Annotated in this window: 18 protein-coding genes; 4 read left to right on the forward strand and 14 right to left on the reverse strand. The window is 73.6% G+C overall.

Annotated elements, in window-relative coordinates:
• Positions 1 to 29: 29 nt before the first annotated feature.
• The 3 genes from rfbB (at position 30) to AKI01S_RS24055 (ending at position 2,803) form a co-directional block, all read left to right on the forward strand.
• A complete protein-coding gene (rfbB, locus tag AKI01S_RS24045) occupies positions 30 to 995 on the forward strand; it encodes a dTDP-glucose 4,6-dehydratase (protein ID WP_084000168.1) in 966 nt (321 codons plus the stop codon).
• Between the two features lie 8 nt (positions 996 to 1,003).
• On the forward strand, positions 1,004 to 1,912 hold the full coding sequence (locus AKI01S_RS24050) for a glycosyltransferase family 2 protein (RefSeq protein WP_067822282.1): 909 nt from the start codon (positions 1,004 to 1,006) through the stop codon (positions 1,910 to 1,912).
• Between the two features lie 90 nt (positions 1,913 to 2,002).
• Complete coding sequence (locus AKI01S_RS24055; protein ID WP_067822284.1) at positions 2,003 to 2,803, forward strand: hypothetical protein; 801 nt, start codon at positions 2,003 to 2,005, stop codon at positions 2,801 to 2,803.
• Here the strand turns inward: AKI01S_RS24055 and AKI01S_RS24060 are convergent, their stop codons facing one another.
• The 9 genes from AKI01S_RS24060 to AKI01S_RS24100 form a co-directional block, all read right to left on the reverse strand.
• The gene (locus AKI01S_RS24060; protein ID WP_067822287.1) at positions 2,804 to 3,787 is read right to left on the reverse strand and encodes a glycosyl hydrolase; all 984 of its coding nucleotides are present in this window, start codon (positions 3,785 to 3,787) and stop codon (positions 2,804 to 2,806) included.
• On the reverse strand, positions 3,784 to 5,115 hold the full coding sequence (locus tag AKI01S_RS24065; protein WP_084000170.1) for an RCC1-like domain-containing protein: 1,332 nt from the start codon (positions 5,113 to 5,115) through the stop codon (positions 3,784 to 3,786). Before AKI01S_RS24065 ends, AKI01S_RS24060 begins: the two co-directional genes overlap by 4 nt.
• Before the next feature lie 12 nt (positions 5,116 to 5,127).
• The gene (locus tag AKI01S_RS24070; protein ID WP_067822298.1) at positions 5,128 to 6,459 is read right to left on the reverse strand and encodes a ParB N-terminal domain-containing protein; all 1,332 of its coding nucleotides are present in this window, start codon (positions 6,457 to 6,459) and stop codon (positions 5,128 to 5,130) included.
• A complete protein-coding gene (locus AKI01S_RS24075) occupies positions 6,443 to 8,017 on the reverse strand; it encodes a lipopolysaccharide biosynthesis protein (protein WP_245681753.1) in 1,575 nt (524 codons plus the stop codon). Before AKI01S_RS24075 ends, AKI01S_RS24070 begins: the two co-directional genes overlap by 17 nt.
• The gene (locus AKI01S_RS24080) at positions 8,014 to 10,017 is read right to left on the reverse strand and encodes a Wzz/FepE/Etk N-terminal domain-containing protein (protein WP_084000172.1); all 2,004 of its coding nucleotides are present in this window, start codon (positions 10,015 to 10,017) and stop codon (positions 8,014 to 8,016) included. Before AKI01S_RS24080 ends, AKI01S_RS24075 begins: the two co-directional genes overlap by 4 nt.
• Before the next feature lie 72 nt (positions 10,018 to 10,089).
• Positions 10,090 to 11,634 carry a GumC domain-containing protein gene (locus tag AKI01S_RS24085; protein WP_067822304.1) on the reverse strand — a complete coding sequence of 515 codons (1,545 nt, stop codon included), beginning with the start codon at positions 11,632 to 11,634 and terminating at the stop codon, positions 10,090 to 10,092.
• Position 11,635: 1 nt separating this feature from the next.
• On the reverse strand, positions 11,636 to 12,508 hold the full coding sequence (locus tag AKI01S_RS24090; protein WP_067822307.1) for a sulfotransferase domain-containing protein: 873 nt from the start codon (positions 12,506 to 12,508) through the stop codon (positions 11,636 to 11,638).
• A complete protein-coding gene (locus AKI01S_RS24095) occupies positions 12,505 to 13,698 on the reverse strand; it encodes a hypothetical protein (protein WP_067822309.1) in 1,194 nt (397 codons plus the stop codon). Before AKI01S_RS24095 ends, AKI01S_RS24090 begins: the two co-directional genes overlap by 4 nt.
• On the reverse strand, positions 13,695 to 15,092 hold the full coding sequence (locus AKI01S_RS24100; RefSeq protein ID WP_245681754.1) for an O-antigen ligase family protein: 1,398 nt from the start codon (positions 15,090 to 15,092) through the stop codon (positions 13,695 to 13,697). Before AKI01S_RS24100 ends, AKI01S_RS24095 begins: the two co-directional genes overlap by 4 nt.
• Before the next feature lie 261 nt (positions 15,093 to 15,353).
• Here AKI01S_RS24100 and AKI01S_RS24105 point away from each other — a divergent pair, with 261 nt between their 5' ends.
• A complete protein-coding gene (locus AKI01S_RS24105) occupies positions 15,354 to 18,191 on the forward strand; it encodes a PKD domain-containing protein (RefSeq protein ID WP_245681755.1) in 2,838 nt (945 codons plus the stop codon).
• Positions 18,192 to 18,257: 66 nt separating this feature from the next.
• On the opposite strand, the gene AKI01S_RS24110 is transcribed toward AKI01S_RS24105, so the two are convergent.
• The 5 genes from AKI01S_RS24110 to AKI01S_RS24130 form a co-directional block, all read right to left on the reverse strand.
• Positions 18,258 to 19,463 (reverse strand): glycoside hydrolase family 26 protein, encoded by a 1,206-nt coding sequence (locus AKI01S_RS24110; protein WP_067822312.1) that lies wholly within the window; start codon positions 19,461 to 19,463, stop codon positions 18,258 to 18,260.
• A 93-nt stretch (positions 19,464 to 19,556) separates the two neighbouring features.
• Entirely contained in the window at positions 19,557 to 20,825 is a 1,269-nt protein-coding gene (locus tag AKI01S_RS24115; protein WP_067822315.1) for a hypothetical protein, read from the reverse strand.
• A 92-nt stretch (positions 20,826 to 20,917) separates the two neighbouring features.
• On the reverse strand, positions 20,918 to 21,703 hold the full coding sequence (locus AKI01S_RS24120; RefSeq protein WP_067822317.1) for a hypothetical protein: 786 nt from the start codon (positions 21,701 to 21,703) through the stop codon (positions 20,918 to 20,920).
• Positions 21,704 to 21,752: 49 nt separating this feature from the next.
• Positions 21,753 to 22,529, reverse strand: coding sequence for a WecB/TagA/CpsF family glycosyltransferase (locus AKI01S_RS24125; RefSeq protein ID WP_067822320.1), 777 nt, complete (start codon positions 22,527 to 22,529; stop codon positions 21,753 to 21,755).
• Positions 22,530 to 22,590: 61 nt separating this feature from the next.
• Positions 22,591 to 23,496: a sulfite exporter TauE/SafE family protein gene (locus AKI01S_RS24130; protein WP_157420086.1), complete on the reverse strand. Its 906-nt coding sequence runs from the start codon at positions 23,494 to 23,496 to the stop codon at positions 22,591 to 22,593.
• Positions 23,497 to 23,571: the final 75 nt, after the last annotated feature.

The following is a 23,571-nucleotide window of genomic DNA, read 5'->3' on the forward strand; positions in this document are numbered from 1 at the left end:
CCGGAATGATCACCGGGGCGAAGTAGCCGGTGCGCCGCGTTCTGGTCACCGGCGGAGCCGGGTTCGCCGGGTCGCAGTATGTCCGCATGCTGGCCCCGCACGCGCGGGTCACCGTGCTGGACAAGCTCACCTACGCGGGCAACCCGGCGAACCTGGCCCCGGTCCGGGACCGGATCGACTTCGTCCGCGGCGACATCGCCGACCCGGGCCTGCTGGCCCGGGTCGTGCCCGGCCACGACCTGGTGGTCAACTTCGCGGCCGAGTCGCACGTGGACCGTTCGATCGACGACGCCTCGGCGTTCACGCGCACCAACGTCCTCGGTGTCCAGGCCCTCATGCGGGCGTGCCTGGACGCCGGGACGCCGAAGGTCGTGCAGGTCTCCACCGACGAGGTCTACGGCAGCATCCCCGAGGGGTCCTGGGCCGAGGACGCGCCCCTGGACCCCTCCTCCCCCTACTCGGCGTCCAAGGCGGGCGGCGACCTGATCGCGCTCGCCTACGCCCGGACGCACGGCCTGCCGGTCTGCGTGACCCGCAGCGGCAACAACTACGGCCCCCGCCAGTACCCCGAGAAGCTGATCCCGAGGTTCGTCACGCGCCTGCTGGACGGGCTGCCGGTCCCGCTGTACGGCGACGGACGCAACGTCCGCGAGTGGATCCACGTCGCCGACCACTGCCGCGCCGTCGACCTGGTCGCCGAACGCGGCGAGCCCGGCGAGGTCTACCACGTCCCCGGCGACGCCGAGCTGACCAACCTCGACCTCACCCGCCGCCTGCTGGAGCTGCTGGACGCCGACCCGTCGCTGGTCGAGCACGTCCCCGACCGCAAGGGCCACGACCTGCGCTACTCCCTGAACGGTGACAAACTCCGCGCCCTGGGCTACGCGCCGCGGGTACCGTTCGACGAGGGCCTGGCCGAGACGGTGACCTGGTACCGCACCCACCGCTCCTGGTGGGAACCCCTCAGGCCCGCCGAACCCAACGCAGCGAGGTAGGTCCCCTGATGCCCCCGTCCGTCGGAGTCGTGCTCCCCACCCACAACCGGCCCGAGATGCTGCGGCGCGCCCTGGAGTCGGTGCTGGCGCAGGAGTACGACGGCGAGGTGCGGGCGGTGGTGGTGTTCGACCGGGCCGAGCCCGACCCGTCGCTGGCCGAGGTCGGCGGCGGCGGCCGCGTCCAGGTGATCGCCAACACGCGCGCCCCCGGCCTGGCGGGCGCCCGCAACAGCGGCGTCCTGGCGCTGGACACCGATCTGGTGGCGTTCTGCGACGATGACGACGAGTGGCTGCCCGGCAAGCTGGCCGCGCAGGTGAGCGCGCTGGAGGCCGCCCCGGACGCGGTGCTGTCCAGCACCGGCATCGTCATCGACTTCCGCGGGCAGGCGCTGCCCCGCCTCGCCGGGACCGACCGCGTCACCTACGACGCCCTGATCCGTGACCGGATCATGAGCGTGCACTCCTCGACCTACCTGTTCCGGCGCGCCGGGCTGCTCGACATCGGCATGGTGGACGAGACGATCCCCGGCAGCCAGGGCGAGGACTGGGACGTGGCGCTGCGCGCGGCCCGCCGCCACCCCATCGTCAACGTCGACACCCCCTACGTCCGCGTCCTGTGGGGTCTGACCTCCTACTACGCGCAGGCGTGGGAGACCAAGGTCGCGGCGCTGGAGTGGTTCCTGGAGCACTATCCGGAGATCGCGGACGAGCCGGGCGCGGCGGGCCGGGTGTACGGGCAGATCGCGTTCGGGTGCGCCACGGTCGGCCGCCGCCGGGACGCGCTGCGCTGGTCGGCCCGCGCCCTGAAGGCCAACCCGAAGGAGCGCCGCGTCCCGTTCGCCCTGGCGGTGGCCTCCGGAGCGGTGTCGGGCAGGCGCGTCCTGCTGGCCCTCCACACCCGCGGGCGCGGAATCTGAGTCCGGCCTTCCGGAAGTCCCGTCATCGATAGGATGCGAAGCACCTCCCGGTACTGATGGTTCGGTGCCAGTTTCGAAGGAGTTCCCCTCTTGGACGCCTCTCTCCGTCGTACGGCCCTGCCGGGCGCGTTCCTGCTCGCCTCCCTGGTGGTCGGCGGGACCGCGGCCCCGGCGCACGCCCAGACCGACTGGAACATGGTCGCCGAGTCGATCGGCGAGGCCGGGTACTACGTGGACTCGGGCGCCAAGTACTTCAAGAGCGACCAGCAGCTGGACCTGCTGCGCGGCGCGCAGGACAGGTCCACGCCGGTGTTCATCGCGGTCATGCCCGCCTCCACCAGGCCCGGCGACGCCATCGCGAAGCTGAAGTCGCTGATGAACCGCAAGGGCACCTACGTCGTGCTGGCGGGGGACAGGCTCCAGGCGTCCTCCACGGCGCTGCCGCAGCAGACCGTGCTGCGCGCCTACCGGTCGGCGACCGGCACGAACAAGGGCAGGCCCGACGGCGCCCTGGTGGCGTTCGTCAGGCAGCTCGACGAGAAGAAGGTCGGCGCGCAGGTCAGCGGGCGGCCCAAGGCGCCCAAGCCGAGCGCGGGCGCGTCCTCGGCGGCCGGCCCGGAGGCGGGCGGCCCGCTGCCCGGCTCGGTGCCCGACGTCGCCAAGCCCGCCGCGAAGGACGACGGTCCCGGCGTGCTGCCGATCGCGCTGGCCGGGGTCGCGGGCGTCGCGGTGGTCGGTGGCGTGGCGTTCTTCGTGCTGCGCAAGCGGCGCAGGCCCGCCGCGGAGGGGCCGCAGGCCGCCGCGGGCGCCCCGATGGGGCCCGCCGCCGGTGGGCCGCCTCCGGGCGCGCCGCGGCCGCCGCAGGGGCCGCAGCAGCCGCCGCAGGGCTGATCAGGGGGCGCGGTAGGGGGCGCCGGCGACCATCTCCCGCCACGCCTCCAGCGCGCTGGGCGAGCTCCGGTAGTCCAGGTCGCAGCGGATGTGCGACGCGTCGGGGGCGTGCCGGTCGTCCCAGTACAGCAGGGCCGTGTAGCCGCGGTAGTCGGGAAGGCGGAACAGCGCGGCGGCCTCCCGGATCCACGCGGCCTTCCGTCCCGGGACGGCCCTGTCCTCCGCCGACGCCCACTCCAGCACCATCAGCGGCTTGCCGGGGTGCCGGAGCCCGAACCGCCGGTGCGGCTCGATCAGCTCCCGCAGGCTCAGCCACGGGGTGTCCCGGCTCAGGCAGGTGTACCAGTTGTAGGCGTCCACCCCGATGGCGTCCACGTAGTCGTCGCCGGGGTAGTACGCCTCGGCCTCCCGCCCGCCGTCCCGGCCGAACGCCAGATGCGTCACCGCCCACACGTAGCGGACGTTGGTGACCCCCTCCTTGCGGTGGACGCGCACGATGCGCCGCCACGCGGCCACGTAGTCGGCGGCCGAGCCCATCGGCCGCGACGGGCGGGCCTCCGGCTCGTGGTTGAACACGAGGTGGACGGTCCCGCCGAACGCCTTCAGCTCGCGCGCCTGCGCCAGCACGTCGTCGTGCAGCGGCTCGCCCCGCCGGGCGTCGGCGATGTCCCGCCAGCGGATCACGGCGCCGTCCTTGCGGCGTGCCTTCACCGACACAAACAGCGTGCGCTTCCCGGACCGGGCCCATTCCATGTCCGGGCCGAGCAGCGGCTCGTCCCAGCGGCGGAACACCCGCACCCCCGGCAGCCGCCGCCCGGCGTCGGCCTCCCGTTCCTCGATCTGCCGCCGGTTCTGCGCGTTCGCGCCGAGCAGCACGCGGGGTTCGGGGGCCGCCCGCCTCTCCTCGCCGCAGCCGGTCAGGAGCGCGCCCGAGAGCGCGCCCGCCGACAGGACGGCGACCAGACGTGTCCCGGGGGGCCTCACCAGCGCATCAGCAACGCCAGATGGCGTCGGCCCGCCCCCACGTCCAGGACCCGGCCCGCCTTGCGTCCCTCGGCCAGCACGATCGGGCCGGGGCGGTTGCGGGGCACCCGGTTGCCGGAGCCGAGCTGCCCCTTGCCGCCCGAGCCCCAGGTGAGCGGCGTTCCGTCGTCCAGCACCGCGACACCGAACGCCTCCCCGGCGAACACGCGGGCGACGCCGCGCAGCCGCGTCCCGTGCGTGCCGGCCACCAGGACGGGCCGCGGGGAGCCGGTGTAGGAGCCGTCGCCGAGCTGCCCGGCGGCGTTGTCGCCCCACGCGACCACGGTGCCGTCGCTGCGCAGCGCGTAGTTGTGACGTTCACCGGAGGAGATCGCGACGACGTCGCGCAGCACCGGCAGCCCGCGCATCCCCGCCACCCGGACGGGGCTCACGCGGTCGGTGGTGGAGGCGTCGCCGAGCTGCCCGAGCTGGTTGCGGCCCCAGGCCGCCACGGTCCCGTCCCGCAGCAGCGCCAGCCCGTGCTGCCCGCCGATCGCGATCTGCGTGACACCGGTCAGGGCGGGCGCGTCGTCGGGGCCCCGCACGGGGCGCGGCAGCGGGCGGCTCCTGGTCGTGCCGTCGCCGATCATGCCGAAGTTGTTCGCGCCCCACGCCACGACCGACCCGTTCCTGAGCAGCGCCATCTCGGTGCTGCCGTCGGCGGCGATGGCGGTGACGTCGGTCAGCGGGCCCCTGCCGTCGGGGCGCAGCACCTTGGTCGGGGTCAGCGGGGGCTTGCGGCGGCCGTAGCCGCGCTGCCCGGTGTCGCCCGCCCCCCAGGTGACCACCGTGCCGTCCCTGAGCAGCGCCATGGAGAAGTCGGTGTCGGCGGCGACCGCGACCGCTCCGCGCAGCGGCCCGACCCGGCCGCCGGGGGCCCGCACCGGCTGCGGCACGGCCCGCGCCCGGGTCGTGCCGTCGCCGAGCTGGCCCTTGTCGTTGGCGCCCCAGGCGACGACCAGGCCGCCCCGGAGGACGGCCAGGGAGTGCCGGGCCCCGGAGGCCACGGCGTACACCCCGGTCAGGCGGGGACGCCCGGCGGGGCCGACGGCGGGGGCCAGCGCCACGTTCATCGGGTGCTGCCTGGCGTCGCGGCCGAGCTGGCCGCCCTCGTTGAGACCGGTCGTCCAGACCTCGCCGTGGACGCGCCCGACCACCCCCGGCGGGGGAGCCGACGCGGGACGGCGGGGCGATGACGGCGGGGGTTCCTGGACCCCGGCGCAACCCGTGGCGACGATGGCGGCCGCGGTCAGAGCGGCCGACACCCGGGTGAGATGGGAGACGTTCATTCGGGTGGGCTGTCAGACGGTGGTGCGCACGCAGGCGAACAGATGCCGCCGGTAGTTGCCGGTGTAGGGCGGGTGGGCGTCGTCGTCCGGCCCGAGGTCCACGATCTCGTCGAACGTGGTGCGCTCACGCAGGAACGCGGCGATCCGCGTCGGGTTCCAGCCGCGCAGCGACTCGGCGAACCACTCCTCGTTCTCCTGCCCGGTGTCGAAGAACAGCACCCTGCCGGTGACCTTGTCCAGCAGCTCGATCAGCGCGTTCTCGTCGACCTTGGCGCGCCCCAGCACGAAGTGGTGCAGCAGGCTGAAGCACGACACCACGTCCCAGGTGCGGTCGGCGGCGCCGAGCAGGTCCACCGCGTCGCCGGTGGTGATCGCGCCGTCCGGCAGGCCGTAGACGGCCTTGCCCAGCGGAACGGCGAGCGGATCGCGTTCCATGCCGTGGCCGTCCAGCCCCGCCTTGCGCATCTCGGAGACGAACCAGCCGTAGCAGGAGGCGACGTCCAGGTAGGAGGCGGTGCCGGTCGTGCCGACGCCGCGTTCGGACAGGAACGCCAGCATCTTGTCGCGGCGGTCGGTGCAGCGGCGGACGGTCGGCCACTTGTGCAGCTCGGGGGCGTCGATCGGCTGGTACAGCTCGCGGGTGCCGTCGATCCAGCTCATCTTCAGCAGATGGTCCTGGAGGGGCGTGGTCACCGGCAGCCACTTGACCAGCACCGGGTAGGAGCGGTCGCCGCGCATGACCGCCAGCGCGAGCCGGTGGTGGCCGTCGAGGATCTGGTAGTAGTCCGAGCCGCGCACCGGGGCGACCAGCACCGGGTCGCCGGGGGCGCTCTGGGACGCCACCCGCGCGGGCCCGCGCTTCGGGGCGGTCCGCCCCCGGTACCGGTCGATGAAGATCCGCGCGGCGCGCAGCACGCCCGCCTCGTCGGTCGCGCCGAAGAAGTCGGCCCCGGCCTTGACGCAGCGCATCCCCATCCGGCCGTAGTCGCTGGCCAGCAGCGTCTCGTCGGACGGGTCGGGGTCGTCGTCGGCGAGCCGCAGCAGCGCGACGTGCGGGCCGTCCACCAGGGTCGTGGAGGGCCACAGCAGGTCTCCGGTGCGCTCGGCGAACTCGCGGGCGGTCCAGCCTCCCTGCGCCCCGACCAGCAGCCGGTCCAGGGCGACCGTGGTCTGCCAGGGGCGGCGCAGCACCACCGTCGACACGGCCGTGCGGACCTCCGGCGGTAGCGGCACCGAACGGCCCGCGTCCACCAGCCGTCCGTACAGCGGCCCGTCGGGGGCCGCCCCCGCCCTGCGCAGGAGCGTCCGCGAACGGCGGCGCACCTGGTCAAGCTTCGTTGGCATGCACTCTCCTCGGGGAGTCGTCGCGCGGAGCCGGGGAGGACGGGCCGCGCCTGCCGGGGAGCAGGGCCGTGAACGCGGTGAGCACGAGTCGGCCCCGAACAGCCCACAGTAGAGCAAAGTACACCAGGATTCCGGGGATCAGACCGGCGAACGACGCGATCGGTCCCGGACCCGCCAACAGCCGTGCCACCAGCGGGAACACGCCGAAGCAGAGCATCGTGACGGCGACCGCGACCGGCAGGCCCGCCCCCCGCAGGCCGATCCGCAGCAGCCGCCGGACCTGGACCATGCCGAGCAGGTTGCGCACCAGGATCCCGGCCGCCCGCGCCGCCGCCGCGCCGAGCGGGCCGAGCGGGCCGATCAGCAGCACGCTGAGCACGACGGTCGTGCCGAGCGCGGCGGCGCTGTTGGCGAGGCTCAGACCGCTGCGCCCGGCCATCAGCAGCAGCACGTCTAGCGGCCCGGCGATGGTCGCCAGCAGCATCGACAGCGCCAGCACGACGGTCGTCCACTGCCCGGCCTCCGAGTAGGAGGGCCCGAACAGCGACAGGTAGACCGGCGCGGCCGTGGCCACCGCCAGGTGGACGGGCCAGGTCAGCAGCACCGTCCAGGTGGTGGCGATGGCGAACGTGCGCTGCGCCCCCTCCCGGTCCTCCAGCGCCAGCAGCCGGCTGAGCTGGGGCTGCATGACGTTCTGCACGGCCTGGGTGCCGAGCTGCCCGACGACGACGAACCGGGTCGCGACGGTGTAGAGCGCGGCGTCGCGGGGCGAGCTGAGCGCCGCCATCAGCACGATGTCCACGCGTTGCAGCGCCTGCTGGCAGATCCCGCCGATCGCGCGGGGCCCGGTGTACCGCCAGAACTCCCCGGCCAGCTCGCGCGACGCGACCGGCGCCGTCGCGGGCGGCGCGGAGGCCCAGGTCCGGGCGGCGACCTTCCGGTACCACAGCGCCGCCACCAGCGCGCCGGGCAGATAGGGCAGCGCCCACGCCAGCGCCAGCGCGGCCGGATCACCGGAGAACACCGGCGCGGCCAGCACCCCGACGACCTGCGCGAACTGCCGGAACAGCTTGTCGACCAGCACGGTCGGCCGCATCGTGCCGTGCCCGCGCGTGGCGGCCAGCAGCGCGTCCTGGAGCGCGGCCAGCGGCAGGAACGCCGCCATCGTCCGCAGCATCGCGGCCGTGCTGCCGGTGTCGCCGGCGCCGAGCAGCCCGGCCAGCCACGGCGCGGTGACCGCCAGCGCCCCGGCGGCGACGACCGCCACCCCCACGACCGGGACGAGCGCGACCGGCACCGTCCGGCGGGCCGCGGCGTGCTCGCCGAGCGCCAGCCGCCGCGGAACGGCCCGCAGCAGCCCGGTGTCGGTGCCGAGCCCGGCGGTGACGGCCAGGATGAGGAACAGCGCGTTGGCGGCGAAGAAGGCGCCCGCCGTCGCCTGGTCGTAGGAGCGCGCGACGACGAAGACCAGGGCCAGCCCCAGCAGCCCGGCCGAGACGGCCCCCACCAGGTTGAGCGCGCCGCCCCGGGCCATCCGGCCCAGATTGGGCCCGCTCACCGGCCGCGTTCGCCGTTGGCGCGGGAGGGGCGCTCCTCGTCGTCCTCCGACCAGATCGTCAACGCGGGGAACGTCTCGGTCTCCCGGCCGGCCTCGGCGTCGCGGGCCTCGTCGTCGGCGAGGGCGGCGAGGCCCGCCGAGTCCGGCAGCGTGGCGGTCGGGTCGTCGTGGACCGGCTCGGCGCGGTCGGCGCCGGAGGAACGCGAGGGCGTGTCGAGGGCGCGGGCGACCGGCTTGTCCTCGCTGTCGGCCGCGCGCCGCGCGGCGGCGCGGGTGATGGCGCTGCGGTCCATGGCGCCCCGGCGGACGTGGTCCTGGGAGGACGACTGCGCGGCGGACGACTGCGCGGCGGACGACTGCGCGATGGGCGACTGCGGGGTGGGCGACTGCGCGGGCGTCCGGGTGGCGGGCAGCCGCGGGGGAGCCGGACGCGAGGCGCCGGGACGCGGGGCGGCCGGGCGCGGGGCCGGGGCGTGCTTCTCGCCACGCCTGCCCTTCTGCTGCCCACGCCGCTTCGGAGCGGTCTCGGCGGCCACGCCCAGCACGAGCGTGCCGGTGCGTTCGGCCTCGGCGTACGCCTGCTCCAGCTCGTCGCGGGTGGTGACGCCGAGGGTGGCCACCAGCAGCACCGCGTCGACCAGCGACAGCAGCGCCTGCGCGTCGGCGTCGCTGATCCCGTCGGCGTTGATCACCACGAAGCCCGAGCGGTTGCGCAGCTCCTTGACGGCCTCACGCATGCGCGGGCCGCTGAACCGGTGCGCGGCCTCGGCCGGGTCGCCGCCGCGCGGCAGCAGCCGGAGCTGCGACTCCACGTGGACCAGCAGCTCGGCCGGGTCCACGCCCTGGAGCAGGACCTCCGCCAGGCCCCGGCCCTGCCGCAGCCCGAACAGCGAGGCCGAGTCGGGCCCGTCGCCGGCGGCGTCCACCAGGACCGTCGGGGAGCCCGCCAGGGCGAGCGCGACCGCCAGGTTGGCGCTGACGCCGGTCGCCGGGCGGCCCGGCGTGGCGGAGGTGACCAGCAGCGCCACCGGCGCGGGCGGCGCGGCGGCGACGATCGAGGCGCGCAGCCGCCGGTAGGCGTCGCCCGCGCCGCTCGGGGACGCCCCGTTGGCACCGCCCGACAGCGCCAGCACGCCCTCGCCGCCGGCGTGCCGGGGCAGGACGCTGAGCACCGGAACGCCGAGCTGCTCCAGGTCGGCGGTCTCGTGGACGCGGCGGTCGGCGCGGTGCCGCACCAGCACCAGCAGGGCGGCCCCCAGCAGGCCCAGCACCAGGCCCGCCGCGCCGAAGACCGCGGGCCGCTTGGCGCTCGGGCCTCCCGGCATCTGCGCCGGGCTGATCACCTGGCCCGGGTTGACCGGCGTGGAGCGCACGTCGTTGGACTGCTCCTCGATCACCCCGAGCTGGTTGGTGTACGCCTGGACGCGGGTGGTCCAGTAGGCGCGCTGCGTGCCGGAGGTGGTCTGCACCTTGCGCGAGGCGTTCTGCAGGGCCAGCTCGACCCGCTGGGTGTTGTCCTGGAGCTTCCTCAGCTTGCCGTCCAGCACCGCCTGGGTGCGCTGCCGCCGGTACTCCAGGTAGGAGTCGGCGAACGCCTGCGCGCCGTCGCGGGCGCGCTTGCCGCTGTTGGCGGCGAACCCGATCGTGAGGACCTGGGTGTTGGGCGGCACGGTCACCGACACCTGGGCGCGCAGCTCTCCCGGCGACTCGCTCGCCTTCAGCCGGTCCCTGACCATCTTGGCGACGGCGTCGGTCTTGACGAGCTGGGCCTCGGTCTCCAGGTTGAGCAGGTCGTCACCGCGCCCCTGCGGGGAGTAGGGGTTGCCCTCCAGGGGCGCGACCAGGGTCGTCGCCGTGGCCGTGTAGAGCGTGGAGGTCAGCAGCCCCGCCGTCAAACCCACGATCGTCGTGCAGAGCGCGATCAGGACGATCGTCGTGCGCTGCCGACGCAACGCGGCGACGAGCTGCCCCTGAGCTGCTCCGGTGTGGTCCGCCGCCACTTGGTCTCCCCGTGTCCGATTACCTCTCGACCGGCACCACGCCGTTGTGTTTGCCCTGACATTACCCTCAGGTCACTCCTGCCGCTGGCGCTCGCCGCGTCCGCGCCGCGGCGGGAACCCGCGCCGGGATCCGGGCGGGACCTGCGGCTCGGGAGCGATCAGCACGACCCCGGCGGGCTCGGCCCCGACCTTGACCAGGGCTCCGACGCCGGCGCCCAGATCGCGGTCGAGGGCGTGCTCGGCGTCCACGGCCAGCACGGTCAGGTCGCAGGCCATCGCGACCGCCAGGGTCTGCGCGCCGGTCAGCGCGGTGCCGACGGCGATCACCACGTCGGCCTCGCGGCACGCGGCGTCCAGCTCGGCGGTGAGGACGCGCTCGGCGTCCAGGTTGGACACCGCCTTCACCAGGTACCGGCCGTCGGGGGACGGCAGGTCGCCCGCGGGGACGCCCAGCCGCAGCAGCGTGACCGTCGCGCCGGACTCGACGCAGGCGAGCGCCAGCCGGTGCGCGGGCTGGGCGGCCACCGGGCCGGGCACGCCGGTGAGGGCCACCGTGCGCGCCCCGCGCTGGTTGACGACGTTGCGCAGGCGCCGGCCGGCCTCCCGCCAGTCGTCGCGCCGCCCCCTCCGCAGGCCGCCGGGGCCGCCGACCTGCGCCAGCACCGGCACCGACAGGGCGGCGCGGATCGCGGCGGCGGTGCGCAGCCGGCGGGGGCGGCGCTGGCGGACCAGCCCGACCGCGACCCCGGCCAGCATCCCCAGGCCCGCGCCGGTGGTCACCGACACCTCGTGGCCGGGGTCGTCGGCCTCGCGCGGCACGGTCGCGCCGCGCACCACCTCGCCCGGCTGGATCGCGGTGCCGTCCAGCTGGCCGAGCTGCTTCTGCACCTCGGCGATGTCCCGCTGGACCTGCTGGCGGCGGGTGCGGACGGTCAGCCGGGTCAGCTCGGCCGGGTTGCCGGGCATCGCGGCCAGCTGGCGCTTCAGCAGGTCCAGCCGGCGCTGGAGCCCCTCGCGGTTGCGCTGCTGGATGCCGCCGAGGATCTCCTCGCGGAGCGTCAGGTACGCCTCGGCGACGATGTCGGCCCCGTCGCGGGCGGTGGTCGGGGTCGGACCCGTCACCATGATCGTCAGAACGCGGGTGTTCTCCGGCACCCGCATCGCGATCCGCTCCCGCAGCCGCTGGTGGCCGACCTCGAACCCGGGGAACGTCCCGAGCCGCGCCAGCACCTCGTCCGAGTACACGAACTGCGTCTCGGTGTCCATCGTGGAGTCGCGCGGCTTGCGCTGGGAGGCGGCGTTCTGGCCGGGAACGGCCAGCGGCGAGCCCGAGCGCAGCCCCGGGTGCAGCGGCACCGGCGGCGCGAGGACCGCGACCGTGGCGGTGTAGGTGGGCGGGACCAGCGCGACGGTGCGCACCAGCCCCAGCACCGCGCCGACGGCCAGCGCCGCCGCGATCACGGGCCACTGGCGCCGCAGGAAGTCCAGGTAGCGGGTCAGCGGCAGCGCGTCGTCCCCCGCGCGCTCCCGGACGCGGTCCTCGGCGCGCGTCGCCGTGCGCGCCGCGGGGCGGTCCGCCGTCCCGGACCGCCGCTCGCCGATCACCCCCGTGGCCACGTCAGCGCCGCCAGGCGGGAACCTCACCGAGCAGCTCGGCGAGCCGGGTGTCGTAGGGCTCGAAGTGCTCGGTCAGCCGGGTCCGCACCGCTTCGGGCATCGGCGAACCGGGCCGCGCGTTGTGCCGTTCGAACCGGGCGGGCCGCCAGTGCGGCAGTCCCAGGAAGTCGATGATCCGGTCGTAGTGCGGCTCGGGCTCGGCGAAGAAGTCCTCGGCGAACAGCACCAGCACCCGTTCCCGGCCGAACAGCGCGAACAGCCTCTCGATCTGGTCGGCGTACCGGCCCCGGTCCACGTAGGAGTGGTGCCGGTGGCTGTGGCTGAGGTACCGGTGGTCGGCGCGGATCCTCTCGACCTCGCCCGCCAGCCGGGACTCCTCCAGCTCCAGGGCCCGTTCGAAGGAGCTCTCGGTCTCGAACCCGCGCGCGAGCTCGTGCTTGTGCGCCGAGAACGCCCGTTCCACCGGGTCGCGCAGCAGCACCAGCAGCTTCACGCCGGGAAGGTCACGGGCGATCCGCTCGGGGGCGAGGGGGTGGTGCATGTAGTAGCCGGCCGACTCGAACGCCAGCGGCCGGTCGGTCGTGCCCGCCGCGCGCCGCCTCGCCGCCGCGCGGGTCGGGAAGTGCCCCTGGTACCAGCGGGGGCCGCGGTGGTAGTTGACGTCGAAGTAGTGCACGCCCTTGTGGAAGTTGGGCTGGACGATCCCGGGATGCTCGGCCAGCGACCGGAACAGCGAGGTCGTGCCGCCGCGCTGGGTGCCGACCATGAGGAAGTCGGGCCGCACGCGCAGCTCGGTGGTGAGGCGGCCGACGGCCCGCACGGCGGTGCGGCCGGACTCCTTCACCCACTGGGGGGCGTCACGCCTGGAGATCATGGGTTCCTTCCGGCCTCGGTGTGCAGCAGGTCGAGCAGGTCCGCGGCGGTGTCGCGGAGGGGACCGCCGATGGGCTCCTGGGCGGCCAGCAGGTACCGGGCGCACAGCTCCAGGAAGTACAGCTCGGCGGTGGCCGCGGCGGCGGGCGCGGTCAGGCCGAGCGGATCCAGCGCGGGCGCGGCCTCGCGGGGCGGCGCCTGGTAGGGGGAGCGGGCGGCGGTGCGGGCGGCCTGCTGGAGCCGGTAGTGCAGCAGGTCGAACCCGTGGGGGACGCCGTCGGCGAACCGCTCCCAGTCCCACAGCCGCACCACGCCCCGGTGCCAGGCCATGTTCCAGGGGGTCCAGTCGCCGTGCCAGGCCCCGAAGTCCAGGGCGACGTCGCCGTGCCGGTCCCCGACGCGGTCGACCACCCCGGCGAGGCGCTCGGCCTGGACGGGGTCGGTGAGGCGCCCGGGAACCTCGCGCAGCCGCTTCAGGTAGGCGCTGCCGGCGAGCGCCGAACGGTCCGGCCCGGCGGAGACGGCCAGCGTCCGCATCGCCGACAGCGGCGCGTCGCCGCGGGGCCGCTCGCCGCGTGCCCCGGTGGGCAGCGCCGACAGCACCAGCAGGCCCAGGGGGCCCCAGCAGCCGTGGTGCAGCAGGCGCGGCACCGCCACGCCCGGCAGGGAACGCCCGGCCAGCGTCGCCAGCGCCGCCGCCTCGTCGGCGATCAGACCCCGGGTGGTGGGGTTGTCGCCGACCTTCACGAACGCGACCGACCCCCCGTCCGGCGTCAGCACGTGCAGGATCGGCTTGCGGTTGGCGCGCAGGCTGCCCAGCCCGACCGCCACCACGACCTCGCGGCCCAGCAGGTCCGACAGGTGGTCCTCGACGGACTCCCCGCCGCCGGAGACCAGCAGGCGGTCACGCAGGCCGCGTTCGGGCAGGCCGGTGCGGGCGGCCAGCGCGCCCAGGGTCCGGGTGACGCGCTGCCGGGGGCCGAGGTCGTGGCTGTAGCGACGGAGCGCCGCCGCCGCGACGCCCGGCAGCCCGGCGGGCAGCAGCAGCCGGGGGCGCTCGGCGTTGGGCAGGAACACCAGCTCGCGGCGGACCGCGCCGCCGGGGGCGGGGGCGCCGGACGAGGCCGGGGCCACGCGGGCGCCGGGCCACAGCCGCTCGACGGTCTCGGTCCAGGCCCGGGCGGCGCTCATCGGACGGTCTCCGTCCGGGTCTCGCGCCACATCAGCGCCGTAGCGATCATCACGGTGAACAGGGGGATCTCCACCAGGTCGTAGGTCATCAGGAACAGCCCGAAGCTCAGCAGGACGACGCTGCCCGCGATGCCGTAGGGGGTCCGGGAACGCCAGTGCCGCCAGAAGCGCACGGCGAAGAAACCGCAGAACGTGATGGTACCGACCAGCCCGGTGGCGAAGATGAGCAGCCGGATGTGCCCCTGGGTGCCCAGCGGCGGCGCGCCGCAGGCCTTGCAGCCGGGCCGGTCGCCGCCCGCCACCGACGTCAGGTTGCCCTGGACGTCGCGGGTGGAGCCGAAGCCGACCAGCGGCGATCCGGTCATGGCGCTGCGTACGGTCTGGTCGGCCAGCAGCTCGCGCCGGTTGTTGCTGTGCGGGTTGTCCAGCCGTGCCTGCACCATGCCGGGCAGCGGGGAGGCCAGCACCAGCAGCGACCCGGCCAGCAGCGCGCCCACGGTCCGGTTGATCGCCGTCAGGTTCCCGCCGGCCAGGATCTTGCCGATCACGAACAGGCCGGACAGCGCCAGCGCCAGCCACAGGCCCCGGTTCAGCGAGTACACCACCGGCCACAGCGAGGCCAGCAGGATCGCGGCCCCGGCGGCGCGGCGGGCGCGGGTGCCGTGCAGCAGCCAGGAGATCACGAAGAACGGCAGGAAGAACGCGTACGCCGAGCCCCAGGTGTTGGCGTAGGCGAACGGGGCCTGCGGCCGCGCCTGCTCGAACCCGAGGATCGTCTCGATGGAGGCGACCTTGGGGTGGATCCAGTCGGCCATGAAGCCGTTCTTGGCCAGGCCCGCCGGGAGCACCATCTCCACCGGGGAGGTGAGCTCCAGGTTCGGGAGGAACGACCCGAGCAGGCCGCCGACGGTGGTGAAGACGAACATCAGCGCCAGCAGCCGGGAGATCCGGGAGGAGGGCAGCTCGCGTTCGGACAGGTTCCCGACGAACAGCAGCACCACCGTGGCCGCCAGGTACCAGGCCACGCGCCAGCCGAACACCAGCAGCCGCCCGGGCCCGCCCCCCTCGACGGCTCCGGGGGCGTTCGCCCACAGGACACCGGCCCCGAGCAGCACCCAGGCCAGGAACAGCAGCCACAGCCCGAACCCGCGCGGCACGACGATCTCGTTCCGGCGCCGGTACAGGTGGCGGGCCATCGGCAGGGCCATCAGCAGGAAGACGAACGCGCCCATGCCCAGCACCCACCAGACGGGGAACCCGGCGAGGATGACCACCAGCGGCCATCCGGGGCCGGTGCGCTCGCGCCAGGCGGCCAGGCCGCGGGGTCCGCCGCGCCGACCGAAGTGCGGCACCGCCCCGGGCCGGGGGCGGGCGACCGCTCTGGTTTGGTTCACGCTTCCCCCACATGTGGCCGTCTGCCCGACCTCGCAGGTTAGCGCCATCGACGGCGTTGCTTGGAAAGCGCAGTGTAAGTGAGGGATGAGACCAAAAAGTTAGAAGTAACCCCGATGTGTGGGCGAGTGCCGCAGATAATCTGACTCGTCGCGACCCGGCGTGCGTCGTCCGAGCTCTCCGAACCCCCCTGTTCGTGGACTTTCGTACCGCTGTGCTGACGTCCCCACCCCGCCGGGGCCGGTTCAACGGAAGGAGAGCGCGTGCGTTCGACCAGACGCGGCCTGTGGGCCGCCGCCGTCGCCCTGGGCGCGGTGCTGGCCGGGGTCGTGGCCATCGACCCGACCTCGGTGACGGCCACGACCGTCGCGGCACGCCAGGCCGACGTCCTGCACGACCGGGTGGTGAGCGCCGACCCGGTCGACTTCACCCCGCACGTCCAGGACGGCGCCGTCAAGTCGATCGTGCAGGTCGGCGACGTCGTCTATGTCGGCGGCTCGTTCACCCAGGTCAAGGAGCCCGGCGCGGACAAGCCGGTGCTGACCCGTAACGGGATCTTCGCGGTGCGCGCCGCGACCGGCGAGATCCTGCCGGACTTCGACCCCGACGTCGAGGGCGGCGAGGTCAGCGTCGTGCTGCCGAGCGCCGACGGCAGGTCGCTGTACCTGGGCGGCGCGTTCAAGACCATCGGAGGCGTCGGCCGGTTCGTCCTCGGCAAGGTGGACGCCGCGACGGGCGCGCTGGACACCGCGTTCAAGCCGGTGTTCGACGCACGGATCAAGGACCTGCGGCTGGCGGGCGGACGGCTGTACGTCGGCGGCAACTTCGCCAGGGCGGGCGGCGTGGAGCGGCCCGCGCTGGCGACGGTGGACCCGCAGACCGGGGCCCGTGACGACTTCGTGGACCTCGGGTTCGCCGGGACGCAGAACGGCGGGACCACCCTCGTCTACAAGATGGACGTCACCCCCGACGGGAACCGCCTGATCGCCGTCGGCAACTTCACCACGGTGGGCGGCCGGTCCCGGCCACAGATCGCCATGGTCGACCTGTCCGGCGACAAGGCGGCGCTGGCCGACTGGGAGACCCAGCGGTACGCCGCCACCTGCTCGTCCTCGTTCGACAGCTACATGCGCGACGTGGACTTCTCCCCGGACGGCCGGTTCTTCGTCGTCACCACCACCGGCGCGGCGGGCGGCACGGCCAAGCTGTGCGACACCCAGGCCCGCTGGGAGACCGGCGCGACCGGTACCGGCCTCCAGCCCACCTGGGTCAACCAGACCGGCGGCGACACCAGCTACGCCGTCGAGATCACCGAGACCGCCGTGTACGTCGGCGGGCACTTCCGCTGGTCCAACAACCCGTTCGGCACCGACACCGCCGGGCAGGGCGCGGTGTCCCGCGAGGGCATCGCCGCGCTCGACCCGGAGAACGGGCTGCCGTTCAGCTGGAACCCCGGCAAGCACCGCGGCGTCGGCGTGTTCGACATCCTGGCGACCCGGCAGGGCCTGTGGATCGGCAGCGACACCGACATCACCGCCGGTGAGACCCACATGAAGCTGGCGATGTTCCCGCTGGCGGGCGGCACCGCCGTGCCGAGGAAGAAGCTGGGCGAGCTGCCCGGCGAGGTCTGGTACGGCGGCAGCACCAGCCTGTTCGGCTCCAACTACCTGCGGCACCGCTCGTTCACCGGCTCGACGGCCGGAGCGGTCGCCGACGCCTCCATCGGCGGCCTCGACTGGCGGCAGGCGCGCGGCGCGTTCATGATCAGCGGTCGGCTGTACCACGGGATCAACGACGGCCGGTTCGTGTCCCGCCCCTTCGACGGGACGACGTTCGGCGCCGCCACCGAGATCAACACCGGCGACAAGATCACCAACATGAGCACCTGGCACAGTCAGGTGAGGTCGATCCAGGGCATGTTCTTCACCGCCGGGCGGATCTACTACACGCGGGGCACCGGTTCCCTGTACTACCGCTACTTCACGCCGCAGAACGGCATCGTCGGCGGGGAGGAGTGGACCGCGAGCACCGGCCTGGCGGGCACGGGCTGGTCCGGCGTCGGCGGGATGTTCCTGAACGGCGACGACCTCTACTTCGTCAACAACGGCAACGGCCGCCTGTTCAAGGTCCCCTTCGACGGCGGCAGGCCCACCGGCACCCCCGTCCAGGTGGACGCCGGGGACTGGCGGGGCCGCGCGGTGTTCCTGTACGCCGGCCCCCCGAACGAGGAGCCCAAGGCCGTCTTCACGCAGAACTGCGCGGCGCTGAAGTGCACCTTCAACGCCTCCGGCTCCAACGACCCCGACGGTTCCATCGCCTCCCACGCCTGGGACTTCGGTGACGGGAAGACCGGCACCGGCGAGACGGCCGAGCACACCTACGACCAGGCGGGCACCTTCGAGGTGAAGCTGACCGTCACCGACGACCGGGGCGCGAAGACGACCACCACCCAGCGGGTCACGGTGGCCGAGGACCGCGCGCACATCGCGTTCCGGGGCGGCGACGGCCACAACGCCAACACGAAGCGGGCGACGGTCACCGTTCCGGCGGCCGTCCAGCCGGGCGACGCCCTGCTGCTCATCGCCAACATCAACAGCACCGCCGTCACCGTCACCCCGCCGCCGGGCTGGACCCAGGCGGGCACGCAGAGCGGCCTGGCCCGCTCGGTGGTGTGGCAGCGCGTCGCCCAGGCCGGGGACGCGGGGCGGACCGTGGCGGTCGAGGTGAGCGACTACGCCAAGATCGATCTGCGGCTGGCGGCCTACTCGGGCACCCGGACCACCGATCCGGTCGCGGCCGTCGCCGAGTCCTCGGACCCGAGCGCGGTCACCACCCACACCACGCCGACCGTGACGGCCCCGGCCGGCGCGTGGACGGTGTCGTACTGGGGCGACAAGTCCTCCACCACCACGGCGTGGACCGCCCCCGACACGGTCACGACCCGCGCCAACGTGATCGGCACCGGCAGCGGTCGCGTCACGGCGCTGTACGCCGACAGCAACGGCGGCGTGCCGGCGGGATCCTACGGAGGGCTGAAGGCCACCACGGACGTGGCGTCCCGCGCGCTGATGTGGACGATCGTCCTGGCGCCCAAGGAGTGACCGGGAAGAACGAGTGAGAGAGAACGGCCCCGCGCGAATGCGCGGGGCCGTTCTCTCGTGCCTGCTCTAACGCTTGGGAACGGGCGGGTTGAAGTAGGGCCGCCGCCCGAGCTCGCGGTAGGCCGCCAGCGACTGCGGGCTGGCGTCCACGCGGGTGTCGCCGAACTTCGGCCCGTTGTGGTGCTCCCAGTACACCAGGGCCTTCAGCGCCGGGAACCTCTCGATCTGGCGGCCGATGCTGCGGAACAGCTCCGCCTTCTTGGCGGGGTCGCCGGTCATCTCCGTGCCGCCCCACTCGCTGAGCATCAGCGGCTTGTCGTCGGAGAGGTTCCGGCGGGACCAGCGGTAGAAGCCCGCGATGCCCAGATCGCGCTCGCGCGGCGCGGCCTCGTCCACCAGCTGGGCGAACGACCGCACCCGCGGCTCGGCGTAGGGGTCGAAGCCGATCCAGTCCACGACGTCGTCGCCGGGGTACAGCGTCCTGAACCAGGGCTTGACCACATAGCCGGAGTAGCCCATGTAGACCATGGTGAACACGGCGTTGTCCACGCCGTTGCGCCGGAACCGCTGCACCACGTGCCGGAACATGGCGCGGTAGTCGGCGGCGGTGTAGCCCGAGCCGGGGGTCTCGCGGACCTCCTCCTCGGGCTCGTGGTGGATCGCCAGCCAGAAGCGCTCGGGGAACTTCTCGCGGAAGTGCTTCGACAGCCGGTCGATGTGGTCGTCCACCGCGCCGTCGGCGACCTGCCGCCAGGTCGTTCCGGGGGCGTCGGGCTTCCAGTTGAGCAGCAGCAGGCGGCGGCGTCCCGGCTCGCGGGCCAGCGCGATGTCCCCGGCCGAGGGGAAGATCTTCCGGCCGCGGTAGTAGGTGTGGTAGACGCCGACCGGACGGCCGATCTTCCGCTCGAACGCGCGCAGCGCCGGCCCCTGCGGCCAGGTGTTGACGGCCGCGCCCCACCAGGCCCCGCACGAGGGGACCAGCAGGCGGTCCACGTGGCAGCGCCTGTCCGGGCGGGCGGAGGGCCGCGCCGGGGCCGGGACGACCCGGCCGAGACCGGCGGTGTCGGCCGGTGCCGGCGGCCGCCCGGTGGCCTCGGGCTGCTGCCGGACGGTCCGGGCGACCGGGGTCGCGTTCCCGTCCCGGCCGTCCGCGGCGACGACGGCGAACGCGGTGGCGGCTCCGCAGGAGGCTCCGGCGACGACCGCGGCGAACGGCCCCAGGCGGCGGCGGGAACGGCCGCGCGGGGCCGGACCGGGCTCTCGCGAGATCATGGGAAATGACTATAGTTTCCCGCTTTTCTCACCTTCCACCCATGGACGGTATTGATATGGGTGGAAGGTGAGAGCCGCGCGGTGGCGGTCCGCTTACGGAAGCGGGAAGAAACCGAGCTTGGCGTGGTATTCCTTGCCCAGTTCGTCGGTGTCGCTACCGACGAAAAGGCCGTCCTTGGTGGCGACCAGCGCCTCGACCCCGTGCCCGCGGGTCCGGGTGGGGTTCCACGCCAGGGCCTTGCCGGTGGTCGGGTGCAGCGCCGCGATGCCGGGCCGGGAGACCGCGCCGGGGCCGGCCGAGTCGTTGCCGAGCGGGTTGTCGTGCCAGCGCTGGTGGCCGCCGACGTACACGGCCGCGCCGGTCACCGAGGTGGCCAGCAGGGTGTCGCCGCCGGTCCAGTTGACCCAGGTGGGCTGCTGCCCGCCGCCGGTGCGGTTGGTCTCCCAGCGGGCGGCGGTGTCGCACAGCGTGCGGTTGCCGTAGGGGCCGCCGGTGGTGACGACGACGAAGTAGGAGCCGTCGGGGGAGAAGTCCATGCCCCGCATGTAGGTGTGGAAGGCCTTCAGGTTGCACTCCGAGGCGTAACGCTCGGTCGCCCACGTGGTCGGCTCGGCCGTGGCCGCCCCGGTGTCGATCATCGCGATCTGCACGCGCCGCAGACCGTTCACCTTGGTGAAGGTGCCGTTGATGAGCAGCCGGGTCCCCTGCGGGTTGAGCGCCATCTTGTAGACCTTCAGCGACCCGGCGCGGGGCGCGCTGGGCGTGATCTTGAAGTTGGCGTCCAGGGCGCCGCTGGTGGCGTCCACCCGGGCCAGGACCGGCTTGGCCGTTCCGCGCACCTTGGTGAACATGCCGCCGATGTAGATCTTGTTCTGGTGGCGCTTCATGTCGTACACCACGCCGCCGCCGACGTTCGGCTTGAACGTCTTGACGACCTGCCCGGTCGGCAGGGCCAGCCGGACGAGCCCGCCGATGTGCGTGCCGCCGATCTGCCAGAAGCCGCCCGCGGCGTACACGGTGCCGGCGTCTCCGGGCTGCAGGGCGTAGACGGTGCTGTTGAGCTTGGGGGCGAAGGCGGTGTCGATCTTTCCGGTGGCCTTGTCGAAGGCGAAGATGTTGGACCGGGCGACGGTCGGCTTGCCCGACCCCGCCTCGCGGACCTTGGTGAAGTTGCCGCCGACGACGACCTTGTTCCCGACCACGGTGATGGCGCGCACGGTGCCGTCCAGCACGTGCGGGGTGTGGTTGGCGGGGTTGGCGGTGACGACCGCGGGCTGCTGGATGTCCGCTTCGGCCGGCGCGGCGAACGCGGCCCCGGTCAGCAGCAGGGCGGCAGAGGCCGCCCCCAGGCGACGACGCATGCTTTGCTCCGATTCGCGCTGTGATAACTGGGAATATCTATCACAAATACGGACTGTTGCTCCCGGTGTTGCGCGTTTTGGTCGGTGAGGCGTCAGGCCGCCGAGCGTTCCGCCGTACGCCGCCGCACGACCCGTTCGCCGACGCGGCCGCCGCCCAGCAGGTGCTGGACGCCGAAGTAGGCGTGCAGCAGGAGCATCAGGATGAACGCCTCGTAGAAACGCACCCCATAACGAGACGCCTCACCCAGGACTCCGGTTGCCCCAACCTGATAAGTCACCATGTGCAGCACCAGAGGCATGGCGATCAGGAAGGCGATCCAGCAGGCCAGGGGCGCGCGGCGGACGGGGGCGTCGGCGGTGAGGACGCGCCGGTCGAACAGGTCCAGCGCCAGTGGGGCCAGGATCAGCACCGCCAGGGTCTCGGCCATGTCGACGATGAACGCGTTCCGCGAACCCACCAGCGTGACGGCGAACAGCGCCCCGGCCATGCCGAGGGTGAGCGCGGGCCGGCGGGTGCGGGGCTGCACGATCGGGATCAGGACCGCCAGGGCGAACAGCGCCTCGTTCAGGGTGGTGAAACGGGTGGGCCAGGAGGTCGCGTTGTAGAACACCAGCGCCACGGCCAGGCACACCGCCGCCGCGGCCGCGGTGACCGGCCACTCCGCCCGCGACCCGTGCAGCCGGGGACGGACCGACTGGATCCACGCGACCAGGACCACGGCCGAGAAGTACGCCTCGGTGTTGTGCGAGACCTGCTTGGCGAGCCCCTTGGGCAGGAGCGAATCCAGGAACTGGAACAGCACCGAGGCCAGGGTCAGCAGCAGAACGGCGTGGAAGACGACCGCCAGCCCGACCGTGAGGCGTGTTCCGTTGCGCATGCGCGGGATCATATGGCTATTAGCCGGTATTTGTCGTCCGCGAAGGATTTCAGGGATTCCGCGCTTTCCGCCGGAGCCGCTGGGCGAGGACGCGCAGGACGTACTCGCCCAGTTCGATCGTGTAGCGCCGCCACAGCCGCCGGGGCTCGCGGGCCAGCCGGTACAGGAAACCGATCCGCAGCCTCAGCACCCACGGCGGGTAGTACTGGCGGCGTTCGGCCAGGTGCTCGAAGTACGCGCCGCACGTCACGATGACCGGAACGTCGAGCCGGTCGCCGTACTCGGCGACGAACCACTGCTGGAGCGGCGTGCCGAGCCCCACATGCAGCACGTCGGGCTTGGCCTCGTTGATCTCGTTGACGATCCGCCGGGCGGTCCCGGGAGGGATGGTGCCGCTCGCGTCGGCCCAGTGCCCGTGCTGGACGCCCGCGACGGTCACGTCCGGGAACCACCGGCGCAGGTTGGCGGCGGCCTCCTCGGCGACGCCCGGCGCGTTGCCGAACAGGAACACCCGGTGCGGCGTCCCGAAGAACTCGTCGGTGAGGTCGTCGTTGGCCATCCGCGTCGGCACCGGCCGCCCGAAGATCCGCGTGGCGGCGACCACGCCCCACCCGTCGGCCAGCACCAGGTCGAACCGGTTGATCAGGTCCCGCAGGGCGGGGTCCTTGGCGGCCCTGAGGGCGTAGTCGGGGTTGGCGAAGGTGACGGTGAGCCGCCGCCGTTCGGCCATCGCCGTGCCGAGGAGGCCGCGCAGCGTCGGGACGTCCATCCGGCTGACCCGGAGTCCGAGGACGTCAACGGTGTCGTGCTGCCACTGCGTGCCCATGAACCCCTCGCCGCGCCGACTTTCCGGAGATGTCCGGACGCCCGCGCAGCCTATCGCCGGGTCACCGCCCCGAGTGCACCGGTTCGCGGGCCTCGGCATGGGGGACGACGGTGCTCCGCCGCCGCAGCACGCGCCATGTCACGACGGACGCCACCGCCAGGCCGACCAGCACCCACGCCAGCGCCTCCAGCGGCACGCCGAACATCTTCAGCGACGACGCCACCAGCACGAACGCCAGCGCGGGCCGGATGATCCCGCTGCGCGCCCGCGACGAGATCCGCGACCCCAGGTAGACCCCCGGGACGGACCCGACCAGCAGCGCGGCGGTGACCTCCATCCGGAAGTCCCCGAACAGCACGTGCCCGAGGGCCGCCGACATCACCAGCGGCACGGCCTGCAACAGGTCCGTCCCCACGAGCTGGTTGGCCTTCAGCGTCGGGTACAGCGCCAGCAGCGCCACGATGATCAGCGATCCGGAGCCCACCGAGGTGATCCCCACGATGAGCCCGCCGACGGCCCCGACCAGCACGGTCGGCACCGGCCGCACGGTGACCTCGGAGCTCTCCCCGGAACCGTCGCCGCGCCGCGCCAGGATCCCCTTGACCACCAGCCCCGCGGCGGCCATCAGCAGGGCGGCCCCCATGGCGATCTCGATGAAGTGCTGCACCTCCTGGCCGTCGCCGAGGGCCCGCGCGACCAGCACCCCGCTGAAGGCCGCGGGCACCGACCCGACGCACAGCCACGCCACCAGCCGCATGTTGATGGTGCCCTGCCGGTAGTGGACGGCGCTGCCGACCGGCTTCATCACGGCGGCCGCGACCAGGTCGCTGGAGACCGCCGCGAGCGGGCTGACCCCGAAGAACGTCACCAGCATCGGCGTCATCAGGGCCCCGCCGCCCATCCCGGTCAGCCCGACGACGATCGCCACGAGGAACGATCCCAGGGCCATCGTCCAATCGAAGTCCATCGCTATGACCTACCAGGCATATAGGAAAACTAGACCTCAGGTTAGATGATGCGGGGATCGGATGAACAGACGGGG

It is taken from the genome of Actinomadura kijaniata NBRC 14229, from assembly GCF_001552175.1.
Lineage (GTDB): Bacteria > Actinomycetota > Actinomycetes > Streptosporangiales > Streptosporangiaceae > Spirillospora > Spirillospora kijaniata.